Here is an 11,071-nt window from a genome sequence, read left to right on the forward strand (position 1 = left end):
ATCGCCGGATGCGCAGAATCGATCTCCATCAACCCCACCCAGCCTTCGCCGCCATTGTGCGGCGCCATCACCGGCCCCAGTTTCAACACGGCTGACAATCGTGGCGGATCCGGATCGTCTGGCAATACAGGCCGATCGGGGCGCTGAGCTGCCGGATCATAATATTTCCAGAAGATCGGCCGCTTCCAATCGGCCATGGCCTTGCCCGGAAATGCCGGCCGCAGTTGGTTCACCGTCGCCTTGATCGTGTCCGCCAGCAGCCGGGTGCGATCCCGGCCGTGGAACCAGTCGAACGCCAACGGCGCGCCGGCTTTGTCGCCCTGCAAGGCGCGCAGCAAAAGGCTGGTCTGATAGCGCAGGTAGCGGTCTTCATCGACACGGCTCCACCAGTCGCCAATACTGTCGCCAAAGACCATCGCCGGCGCCACCGTCAGCCACTGGCGAAACAGCGTCAGCCCGGCACTGTCATAGCGCTGATCGGCGTCGCGATCCTCGTAATACCCGTTGAACGACAGCATCAGCGCGCCCGCTTCGCGCACCTCGGGATCGCTGCTGCTTTCCATCGCTGCCTGAAAATACGGCGCAAAGAACGCCGGCTGCACTTGCGTGCGGTCGCTGGCCCCCAGGGCACTGAAGATCGCCGCGTTAAACGCCCGCATGTCGAGCAGGGTGATCGCCCGTCCGGATGCCGCAAGGCTGTTGCCCGCCCACGTGCGGAACGCCGCGCCGATGCGGGCCTCGGTGCCTTCCGAGCTCCAGCTCGTCGCCTTGCTGTTCCAGGCGTGGAGATAGTCCTGCTTCGGATTGCGCACATGCGGCTGTTCGGCCGGCGTCAGAAAGCCCGCCAGTTCATGATCGCCGGTGCCCGGAATCGGCAGGCGCGGATCAACCCCGGCGGGCAATTTGGGCAGATTGCCGGCTTCCCAAAAGGCGATCTGGCCATCCGCGCCGCCGTAACAGATGCCCAGGTTCCAACCCATGCGGTTGACGCCCTTGGCTTCGAACTCGTCGATGCTACGGGCGCGGCCCATCTCGACAATGCCCACCCAGTTGTCGATCTCGCGGCCGCGCATGGCAAAACTGTGGGAGAAGGCCACGTGGTTGGCGCTGTCCCACTGGATCACCGGGCCATGCACGGTGCGCGCCACCATGTGCGTCACCGGGGCCGCGCCTTTCACCAGGATGGTCTCCGTGCGCCGCTCCATGTCGCGCCAGCCGCCCTTGAACCAATATTGATGGCGGTTCCGTGGATTCAGCTTTTCGGCAAACACCGAATTGGCCTGCGCCACGCCCGATGTGAGCAGCCAGCCATGCTGCACGCCACGGCCCATGAACGGCGGGCCATAGGCGTTGAAGCTGAAACCGGCCTGATCAAAGCCGCCGCCGCGCAGATGGATTTCCGGGCCATCGGCGGTCGCCTCCAGCATCAGCACGCGGCCACTGGCGGATTTCTGCGGGCCGATCACCAGGCAGCGGCTGGCGCCCGTTGGCGGTTCAGCCGACGGCGGCGGTGCCGGTGATGAGCTCAGGTCAACGCCGCCCGCCCGCAACGACACCGGGCGATCCAGCGGCACGGGCCGAGCCGGCGCCCGGTCTTCACCAGCGGCGATGACGGTCGGCGAATTCGGATCGGAAACCGGCACCACATCATTGAAGATGCGCCGACCTTCGGCCTCGCCATGACGTTTGATCATCGCGTTCAGAAACGCCAGGTTCGCGATCTCATGGGCATCGCGGCCGCTGGGTACCGAGGCGACATAGCGAAGATAATCAAGCAACGTCCACGGCGTCGGCCTGATGCCCCAGCGGATGAATTCCAGCGGCGTCTTGTGGCCCGGATCGGCCAGCACCTCGGCCACGGCGCGATTGATGCCGTCCACATAGGCTTGCATCATCGCCTGATGCTCGGCCGGAATGGCGTGATACAGGCGCATCAATTCGGCATCGGGCAGCCGCCGATCACGCGCTGTTTTGTCGCCCGCCAACGCCGATGCGCCCAATATCTCCGCCCGCCGGCCGGCTGCCCCCCGCCGCTGCAACTCCATCGCTGCCAGCCGGTCCTGCGCCAGTGCATAGCCGGCGCCGAACATCACCGCCGCCGACGTATCGGCAAACACGTGCGGCACGCCCATGGCATCGCGGTGGATGCTGACCTTCTCCGCCGCCTGGGCTTGCACCGCACCGGGCAGTGCCAAGGCCCACAACAAGCCCATCACCCCGACAGATTTGCCCGATCCCATGCCGTCCCCGCTGCCATCGCCCTGCGCCTGCACGCCAAACATTGCCATGATGGCAGGCTTTGGCGGCGCAGGACAGATGGGGCAGTGAGACAGAAGGGGCACTGGCGGGCGCCGGGGCCGGCCTGTATGGCGGACAGCATCAAACAGTTGGAGAGTGAAGATGCGGACGTTCCCGATCGTGATGGCACTGGCCGTCGCCGCCATCGCCCAAACCGCCACCGCGCAAGCGCCGGGCAGCCGCAACGCAGCCGCCATCAGCGGCGGCACCTACACCGCCGATCCGGATCACACGCTGGTGGTGTGGACGCTCGATCACCTCGGCTTCACGCCCTACACCGGCATGTTCGGCAGCGTCACCGGCAGTCTGACCTTTGATCCGAAGCAGCCCGAGGCAACCAAGCTGGACGTGACCATTCCCGTCGTCAAGGTGACCACCGCCAGCACCGGCCTGACCCAGCATCTGCTTCGCCCCGGCAAGGAGGGCGGGAAACCCGACTTTTTCGGCCCCGCGCCGGCTGACGCCCGCTTCGTCTCCACCAAACTGGTCACCAGCGGCCAGACCGCAAAGCTGACCGGCGATTTCACCTTCAACGGCGTAACCAAGCCGGTGACGCTGGATGTCAGCTTCTATGGCGCCGGCCGCACCCCACCCAACATGGGCGGCAAGGAAAACATCGGCTTCCGCGCCACTGGCACGATCCGGCGCAGCGAATTCGACCTCGGCTTCGGCGTGCCGTTCGTGGGCGACGAGGTGAAATTGGAGATCGCCGCCGCCTTCCAGAAATAGGCCCAGAAGCAGGCAACGTCAGCCCGAATGCGTGGCCAACGGCGGTGCGCGATTTATTTTCGCGGCCATGGAACCTTTTGCCCTGAGTGTTGACACGGCGGCGTCACCGCCCCATGGCCTCACGCGTCCTGTTCTATCGTGGCGGACCAAACGCTCGCCTGGACGGGACCAATGCAGAATTTCGGCGACGGCGCGCGCATCGACGCGGTCATCACCTGGGTCGACGGTGACGATCCTGCCCACACCGCCAAACGCCTGCCCCACCAGCCGCACGCGCCCCGCCATGCCAACGGCGTCAACCCGCACCGTTAGGCCTGCAATGACGAACTGGGCTATTGCCTGCGCTCGATTGCCAATCATGCGCCGTGGATCGGGCGGATCTGGATCATCACCGATGCGCAAACCCCCGATCTGTCGCGCCTGCCGGCCGATCTGGTGGCGCGGGTGCGGATTGTCGATCACCTGACCCTGTTTGGCGGCCATGAAGCCGCGCTGCCCACCTTCAACTCGCTGGCCATCGAGACGCTGTTGTGGCGCATTCCCGGGCTGGCTGAGCGCTTCGTCTATTTCAACGATGATGTGTTCCTCACCGGGCCGCTGGCGCCCGGCGATGTGTTTCAGGACGGCGCGCCGGTGCTGCGCGGCGCGTGGGTGAACCAGAGCGCCATCGCCGCCGATAGGGCCAGCCGAGATGATCCGGCGCTGCTCAACGCGCTCACCCAGATCAACGCCGCGTCACTCGCCGGCTTCGGCGCAGACCATCTGTTCCGCGCGGCACACGTAGTCCACCTACTCCGCCGTTCCGTGCTGGAGGGCCTCTATGATCAGCACCGCGCGGCCTTCGTTGCCAACCTTGGCCACCGCTTCCGCTGCGTCTCGCAATTCCTGCCCCAAGGCCTGCACAACCACGCCTGCATCGCCGCCGGCGCCGCCATCCTGCACACCGGCGAGGACCATCTCCACCTGCGCACCGGCGCCGTGCTGGATTACCCCCTGCCGCAAGTGCGCGCCTACCTCGCCCGCGCGTGCCAACCGCAGTTCAAGTTCCTCTGCGTCAACGATCTGCCCCAGGTCGAAGCCGCCATCCCCGACACCCGCGCCTGGATCGAACGCGCGATCGCGGCCTGACAGCAAGAAGGCCGCCGCTCCACCGAGCGACGGCCCTCCTGTTTCGCAGCAATCGCTGATTACAGCTTGCCGGTCAGTTCCGGCACCAGCGTGAACAGGTCGCCGACCAGGCCGACGTCGGCCACCTGGAAGATCGGGGCTTCTTCGTCCTTGTTGATGGCGACGATGATCTTGGAATCCTTCATGCCCGCCAGGTGCTGAATCGCACCGGAGATGCCGACGGCGACATAGAGTTCCGGGGCGACGATCTTGCCGGTCTGGCCGACCTGATAGTCGTTGGGGGCATAACCGGCATCGACGGCGGCGCGGCTGGCGCCGACGGCGGCGCCGAGCTTGTCGGCGAGCGGATCGATATACTCGTGGAACTTGTCAGAGGAGCCCAGCGCACGGCCGCCGGACACGATGATCTTGGCGGCGGTGAGTTCGGGGCGGGCCGACTTGGTGAGTTCGGCGCCGACGAAGCTCGACGTGCCGGCGCTGCCGGCGCCGCTGACGGCTTCAACGCTGGCGCTGCCGCCGCTGGTCGCGGCCTTGGCGAAGGCGGTGCCGCGCACGGTGATCACCTTCTTGGCGTCGCTCGACTTCACGGTGGCAATGGCGTTGCCGGCGTAGATCGGGCGGGTGAAGGTATCCGGGCCTTCCACCGACAGGATCTCGCTGATCTGCGCCACGTCCAGCGCCGCGGCGACGCGCGGGGCGACGTTCTTGCCGCGGCTGGTGGCAGGCGCAACGAAGGCATCATAACCAGCCATCAGGCCAACGATCAGCGGGGCGAGATTTTCCGGCAGGGCGGCGCCATAGGCGGCATCGTCGGCGACCAGCACCTTGGCGACGCCGGCCACTTTCGCGGCGGCTTCGGCCACTGCGCCGCAGCCGGAACCGGCCACCAGCACATGCACATCGCCGCCCAATTGGGTGGCTGCCGTGATGGTCGCCAGCGTGGCGTCCTTCAGATCGGCGTTGTCGTGTTCGGCAAGGACCAGCGTGCTCATGCGACGGCTCCCATTTCCTTCAGCTTCGCGACCAGTTCATCGACCGATTTCACCTTGATGCCGGCCTGGCGCTTGGCCGGCTCGGTGACTTTCAGGGTGGTCAGGCGCGGCGTCATGTCCACGCTGTAATCGGCCGGGGTCTTGTTGGCGATCGGCTTGCTCTTGGCCTTCATGATGTTCGGCAGCGAGGCATAGCGCGGTTCGTTCAGACGCAGATCGGTCGTCACGATCGCCGGCATCTTCAGCGCCACGGTTTCGAGGCCGCCATCGATTTCGCGAGTGACGTTGACCGTCTCACCCTGCGGATCGAGCTTGGAGGCAAATGTGCCCTGCGCCCAACCCAGGAGCCCGGCGAGCATCTGGCCGGTCTGGTTGGCGTCGTCATCAATGGCCTGCTTGCCCAGGATGACCAGGCCCGGCGCTTCTTCAGCGACGATGCCGGCCAGCACCTTGGCGACGGCCAGCGATTCGGTGGTCACGTCGGTCTGCACCAGGATGCCGCGATCGGCGCCCATGGCCAGCGCGGTGCGCAGCGTTTCGGTGCACTGCTGCACGCCAATGGAAACGACCACCACCTCGGTGGCGATGCCCTTTTCCTTTAGGCGGATCGCCTCTTCGACGGCGATTTCGTCGAAGGGGTTCATGCTCATCTTGATGTTGGCGAGTTCGACGCCGGTGTTATCCGACTTCACGCGCACCTTGACGTTGTAATCCACCACCCGTTTGACGGGGACTAGCACCTTCATGGCTGGCCTTTCCCAAGCATATTTGAGCCCCGCAATTGACCCATGCGAAGGGCAGGGTCAAGGCCCAAGTTTACGTTAACGTCAACCTGGCCCTAGCGATTTGCACCGGGGACCCAGAGTACATCGCCGGTCGCCGCATTTTCCACCCGCGCCAGCACGAACAGCAGATCGGAAAGCCGGTTAAGATAGTGACGGGCCGGGGCGGAAATCTCGTCGCCGGCGGCCACTGCGTCACGCTCGGCGCGGCGCGCAATGGTGCGGGCGAGGTGGAGATGGGTGGCGCTCGCCGTGCCAGCGGGCAGGATGAAGCTCTTCAAAGGCTCGAGGGTGTCATTGGCGGCGTCGATCTGCGTTTCCAGCCAGTCCACTTGCACCGGTACGATGCGCAGGGCCCCTTCGACACCATCGGGAGTTGCCACATCGGCGCCCAGATCGAACAGATCATTCTGGATGCGCGACAGGATCGCATCGGTGGCGGCGCTGGCCGAAAGCCGGGCAAGGCCGATGGCGGCATTGGCTTCATCCACGCTGCCCATCACCACCGGGCGGTGGCTGGCCTTGGAGACGCGACTGCCATCGACCAGGCCGGTGGAGCCATCATCGCCGGTGCGGGTGTAGATGCGGTTCAGGCGAACCATCGGCCAATCAGCCCGGACGGTTGATCAGGAACAGGATGACGATGAAGAAGATCGCGAGCGCCTGCAGCGCCACGCGCAGGCTCATCATGCGGTTCGATTGCGCGCCCGTCACATCCTGGCCGCGCGCCATGATGATGATACCGCGCGCCAGCACCGCCAGCGTTGCCACTGCCGAGGCGATCATGAAGAAGACGAGAGTCGATTGCATAGGGAAAGGTCTAACAGCCTTTGGCAGGCTGAACAGGGGGGTGCGTCAGCAAGGCCGTGCCGCCACCTCAGCCTCCTGAAAACTTAGGCCGCAGCCATCCCCCGCCGCCGGCGCAGGGTCGCGCCCACCAGGCCGAAACCGATTATCAGCATGGCCCAACTTGAGGGCTCCGGCACAGCGCCGCCGATGTTGATGACGTTGAGCTGCAGATTGCCCACGCCCACCGCCTGTAGCGGCAGGCCGGCCAAAGTGCCGTTGATCAGCGGATTGCCCTGCCGGAAAACGATGTTCAGGAACAAGGGCGTGCCCAGCGGCCCGGTGAGCACACCAGCGAAATCCCGCGTCGTCACATCGGTGATCATTGCGGGCAGATTGGCGAGCGGGCCCTGAAGGGTGCGCCCAAAGAACAGCGAACCGATAAACAGATCGGGCGGCAAATTGCCCGCAATCTCATAGGGCTTCAGCAGGCTGCCCGAGACCAGCCGCGCGCCGGTGGTATAGCCCATCTGATCGAGGCGGTTGTTGGGGTTGCCGCCCACGCCGCCATTGTTGACCGTGAAGATGTTGCCGAAATCATTGCCGGTTCGCAGCAGCGTGACTGGGCCATTGGTCCCGGCCAGATCGATCTGGCCGCCCAGCACGGCCCCGGTGAGCAACGCGCTCTCGCCCTGGCCGCCCACCGGCCCGGTCAATTGCTGGCTGGCCGCAGCCGTATCGACCAGGAACGCCCCAACCACCGTGGCGCCGGCAAATTGCTGCAAGGCCGCAATCGGCGTGCCGGATGGTGAGACACCGGCCAAGCCAGTGAAGGTGATCAACTGCTGCGCCGCCGTGGCGGGAACACAAACGCCGATGGCCGCCACCAGCGCGGCACACACAAACCCTGTACGCATGCGAAACTCCCCCTGTGATGGGGAAACTCCGTTCCCCTGCTCATAGGGTAAATATTCTGTAAAATCTGGTCAACAGAGGTTTTGTTAACACGTCGGTGATTGCGCAAGCAGCGCGGTGCGCAGCGCAGCCGGATCGGCACCGTTCGCCCGCAGCGCCGCCAGCGTCTCGCCTGCGTCGCGCTTCGCCAGGCGCCGGCCATCGCTGCCCAGCACCAGCGGGTAGTGGTGATAATGCGGCACGGACAAGCCGAGCAGGGCCTGCAGCAGGCGCTGGCCATGGGTCGCTTCGAACAGGTCCACGCCGCGCACCACATCGGTCACGCCCTGTGCCGCATCATCCACCACCACCGCCAGTGTGTACGCCGTGCCGATATCGCGCCGCGCAACCACGAAATCACCTTGCGCCGCCGGATCAGCCCGTTGCGGCCCGGCCCATACATCATGCCATTGCAAAGGCCCGGTGATGGCCAGCGCGGCGGCCACGTCCAGCCGCCAGGCCGCGGCTTCGCTGGCCAGCCGCCGCGCGCGTTGTTCGGGCTCGAGGTGGCGGCAGGTGCCGGGGTAGAGCGGGCCATCGCTGCCATGGGGCGCGCTCGCCGCCGCCGCAATATCGGCCCGCGTGCAGAAACAGGGGTAGGCAACGCCCATGGCCACCAGCCGATCCAGTGCCGCGCGGTACACCGCCCCGCGCTCGCTTTGCCGCCACACCGGCTCATCCCAGTCCAGTCCCAGCCATGTGAGGTCTGCCATGATCGCCGCTTCAAATTCCGGGCGGCAGCGTGTGGTGTCGATATCCTCGATGCGCAGGATGAAGCGACCGCCAGACTGTCGCGCGAGCTGCCACGCAAGCAGCGCCGACAAGGCGTGTCCCCGGTGCAGCAAACCTGTGGGCGACGGCGCAAAGCGGGTGGTGATCGGCGACTTATCCACATTATCCACAACGAAATCCGGTGTTGTCATTGGCCTGACATACAATGTGTTGTAAAGACTGCGCATCACGGAACGGCCGCGCTGGCGGCCCTGGAGATGCGGCCCCTGTGCGGCAACTCTTGTGCGACTGGGCCCGTGTCGAGCGTTGCCACTCCGATGTATGGGGAGGGCCCAATGTTGACGGCTGAGTTGCTGGAACAGAAGTTCGTCACCGAACGCAGCCTGATTTCGCCCGAAGCCTGCCCGGCGCTGGTGCTCAACGCCGACTACACCCCCTTGTCCTATTATCCGCTGTCGCTGTGGCCGTGGCAGACGGCGATCAAGGCCGCCTTTCTGGAACGGGTGGACATCATCGCCGAATATGACCGCGAGATCCGATCGCCATCCCTGCGCATGAAGCTGCCCTCGGTGATCGCGCTCAGGCAATATGTGCGCCCAGCCAGCCACTCGGCCTTCACGCGCTTTAACCTGTTCCTGCGCGACCGTTTCACCTGCCAATATTGCAACGTGCCGGGCCGCGAACTCACCTTTGATCATGTCGTCCCGCGGGCCTACGGTGGCCGCACGACGTGGGAAAATGTCACCACCGCATGCGCGCCGTGCAACCTGAAAAAGGGAGGCCGCACCCCGGCCGAAGCGCACATGCAACTGCTGTCACGTCCCGGCCAGCCTACCACCCACGATCTGCAAGCCCACGGCCGTGCCTTCCCGCCGCATTATTGCCACGAGACCTGGCGCGATTATCTGTATTGGGACGTGGAACTGCTGGCGTGACGGCAGCGGTGCTGCGGCTCTTGCCCATCACCGCCGATGGCCGTTGTGATGGCCGCGATGGCCCATGGCCCGACGAAAAGATCGCCCTGCTCGACGCCACGCGCCAGCTCTATGCGGAACAGAGCCACCACCCGCCGTGGATTTCCTATCTGGCCTTTGTGGGCGACGAGATGGTGGGCGGCGGCGCCTTCGTTGGCCCACCCGGGGCAGACGGCGTGGAGATCGCCTATTTCACCCGGTCTGATCTTGAGGGACGTGGCCATGCAGGGCGCACGGCCGCTGCGTTGGTGGCCCTTGCCCGCGCTGCCGATCCTGCCCTGGCGATCTGGGCCAAGACCTTGCCTGAAGAAAACGCCTCCACCCATATTCTGCGCCGCCTGGGCTTTGGCTTCACCGGAATCGTGCAGGATCACGAGATCGGCGACGCCTGGCGCTGGCAACTGCAGCCCCCGGCCTGATCGGCACCCGAACCGGCCGGATCAGGCGGATAGGCTGTTGCTTAGTGGCGGAGGACGCAGGACCCCAATCCGAAGTTCTCTCACATCGGAACTCTTGGTTTCCCTGGGGTGCCATTAAATTTCTAATGTCGGCATCGTTCATTCCGTGCCTGTCTCGATATTGCCTGCTCGAGCGTGGCGTCAGCCCCGGGGGCGCACTATTGGTGTGTGGCCCTGAATGGGGCAAGAAAGGGCATGATTGAGCTTCTGCCCGTGGACGATGCCGAGCCTGCGTTCGAGCACTCGCCCCTTCTCAAGGGGGCATTGCTAACGCTTGAGTTTATCGAAACCAACGGCCCGATAGGGCTTACCCCTTCCAATGCGTTGAAGCGCTATTTCGTTGAGTGGGCCGCCGAAGCTTTTGCTTGGCCTAACTACACCGCTGAGGAGCTTTACCATCTAAACAAGGTCCTGAATGAGGGGGACTTTATGCCGCTGTTTATGCTCCATGACCTACTGAACAGCCTGAAACTGGTGCGCCGCAAAAAAGGTGCGGTGCACATAACGAAACTGGGCAAGCAGCTTCGATCCCACCCCGGTGCGCTATGGGCTGTTCTAGCGGAACGGATTTTCGGAGGTTTCAACGTTACCCCATATGCAAGGTACGATGTTCCCTTCGTCGGCAATTGGGACGTCTTCCTTGGCGTCATTAACGTGGAGACCCATTCGGGTTGCACTGACGATCACCTATATAAGACCTTGTTCGGCACCAGAAGGGCCAATCAGGAAATGCGGCATGTAAACCTCAGGTCGGCTTTTTATGTGCATTGCCTGAGGTCGCTGGTTTGGCTGGGGCTGCTCCACGAAAGCACTGTTGGGGAAGGCCTCAACCGCCAACGAATTTTCACCAAGTTACCGCTTTGGTTTGCGGCCCTCAGGCTTGAGACTGACACGTTCATCATAGAGCGGCAGGTGCACTGACGCGGTGGCCCTGGCGTGCCAGTAGACAACCCAAGCGCCGCTAGCTGAACCGCGGCCGCTCGACAGTCGTCATGCCTGCCTCCTTCTCCTTCACGATCGCGACGGTCTGCTTGTCCGAAAACCTGCTCCGCTTCATTCGTCCGTCTCCTCGAGAAACGGACTCTACTCAAAAATGGCGCCAATTCAGGGGTGCACGTCACCCCGAACAAGCGTCAATTCAAAAGCGATTGAAACTCGATTGCTTCGCTTTCGTGTTCCTCGGCTTCATCGGAGCGGCCTAAGGATGCAAGAACGAGCGATTTGTTTCCCAGCATGAG

13 protein-coding genes are annotated in these 11,071 nt (G+C 64.3%); 6 read left to right on the top strand and 7 right to left on the bottom strand.

The window, feature by feature from the left end:
- Positions 1–2,288 (bottom strand): penicillin acylase family protein (locus Q7O19_RS11780; RefSeq protein WP_303810709.1); only part of this gene is annotated, 2,288 nt, incomplete at its 3' end.
- Positions 2,289–2,400: 112 nt separating this feature from the next.
- On the opposite strand from Q7O19_RS11780, the gene Q7O19_RS11785 reads away from it, so the two are divergent.
- The 3 genes from Q7O19_RS11785 (at position 2,401) to Q7O19_RS11795 (ending at position 4,155) form a co-directional block, all read left to right on the top strand.
- On the top strand, positions 2,401–3,027 hold the full coding sequence (locus Q7O19_RS11785) for a YceI family protein (protein ID WP_303810710.1): 627 nt from the start codon (positions 2,401–2,403) through the stop codon (positions 3,025–3,027).
- Between the two features lie 171 nt (positions 3,028–3,198).
- Entirely contained in the window at positions 3,199–3,339 is a 141-nt protein-coding gene (locus Q7O19_RS13515) for a Stealth CR1 domain-containing protein (protein WP_369692471.1), read from the top strand.
- Positions 3,340–3,405: 66 nt separating this feature from the next.
- The gene (locus Q7O19_RS11795; protein WP_303810720.1) at positions 3,406–4,155 is read left to right on the top strand and encodes a hypothetical protein; all 750 of its coding nucleotides are present in this window, start codon (positions 3,406–3,408) and stop codon (positions 4,153–4,155) included.
- 59 nt (positions 4,156–4,214) lie between these two features.
- On the opposite strand, the gene Q7O19_RS11800 is transcribed toward Q7O19_RS11795, so the two are convergent.
- The 6 genes from Q7O19_RS11800 to gluQRS form a co-directional block, all read right to left on the bottom strand.
- Positions 4,215–5,147, bottom strand: a complete 933-nt coding sequence (locus tag Q7O19_RS11800) for an electron transfer flavoprotein subunit alpha/FixB family protein (RefSeq protein ID WP_303810712.1) — start codon at positions 5,145–5,147, stop codon at positions 4,215–4,217.
- On the bottom strand, positions 5,144–5,893 hold the full coding sequence (locus Q7O19_RS11805) for an electron transfer flavoprotein subunit beta/FixA family protein (RefSeq protein WP_303810713.1): 750 nt from the start codon (positions 5,891–5,893) through the stop codon (positions 5,144–5,146). Before Q7O19_RS11805 ends, Q7O19_RS11800 begins: the two co-directional genes overlap by 4 nt.
- 92 nt (positions 5,894–5,985) lie before the next feature.
- Positions 5,986–6,531, bottom strand: coding sequence for a cob(I)yrinic acid a,c-diamide adenosyltransferase (locus Q7O19_RS11810; protein WP_273463735.1), 546 nt, complete (start codon positions 6,529–6,531; stop codon positions 5,986–5,988).
- A gap of 7 nt (positions 6,532–6,538) precedes the next feature.
- Positions 6,539–6,739, bottom strand: coding sequence for a twin transmembrane helix small protein (locus tag Q7O19_RS11815; protein ID WP_303810714.1), 201 nt, complete (start codon positions 6,737–6,739; stop codon positions 6,539–6,541).
- Between the two features lie 83 nt (positions 6,740–6,822).
- Positions 6,823–7,632: a PEPxxWA-CTERM sorting domain-containing protein gene (locus Q7O19_RS11820; RefSeq protein WP_303810715.1), complete on the bottom strand. Its 810-nt coding sequence runs from the start codon at positions 7,630–7,632 to the stop codon at positions 6,823–6,825.
- Positions 7,633–7,716: 84 nt separating this feature from the next.
- Entirely contained in the window at positions 7,717–8,592 is an 876-nt protein-coding gene (gene gluQRS / locus Q7O19_RS11825) for a tRNA glutamyl-Q(34) synthetase GluQRS (protein ID WP_303810716.1), read from the bottom strand.
- Between the two features lie 144 nt (positions 8,593–8,736).
- On the opposite strand from gluQRS, the gene Q7O19_RS11830 reads away from it, so the two are divergent.
- The 3 genes from Q7O19_RS11830 (at position 8,737) to Q7O19_RS11840 (ending at position 10,754) form a co-directional block, all read left to right on the top strand.
- Entirely contained in the window at positions 8,737–9,336 is a 600-nt protein-coding gene (locus Q7O19_RS11830; RefSeq protein ID WP_303810717.1) for an HNH endonuclease, read from the top strand.
- On the top strand, positions 9,333–9,794 hold the full coding sequence (locus Q7O19_RS11835) for a GNAT family N-acetyltransferase (RefSeq protein ID WP_303810718.1): 462 nt from the start codon (positions 9,333–9,335) through the stop codon (positions 9,792–9,794). Before Q7O19_RS11830 ends, Q7O19_RS11835 begins: the two co-directional genes overlap by 4 nt.
- A 234-nt stretch (positions 9,795–10,028) precedes the next feature.
- The gene (locus Q7O19_RS11840; protein WP_303810719.1) at positions 10,029–10,754 is read left to right on the top strand and encodes a hypothetical protein; all 726 of its coding nucleotides are present in this window, start codon (positions 10,029–10,031) and stop codon (positions 10,752–10,754) included.
- Positions 10,755–11,071: the final 317 nt, after the last annotated feature.

The organism is Sandarakinorhabdus limnophila DSM 17366 (assembly GCF_945882885.1).
GTDB lineage: Bacteria > Pseudomonadota > Alphaproteobacteria > Sphingomonadales > Sphingomonadaceae > Sandarakinorhabdus > Sandarakinorhabdus limnophila_A.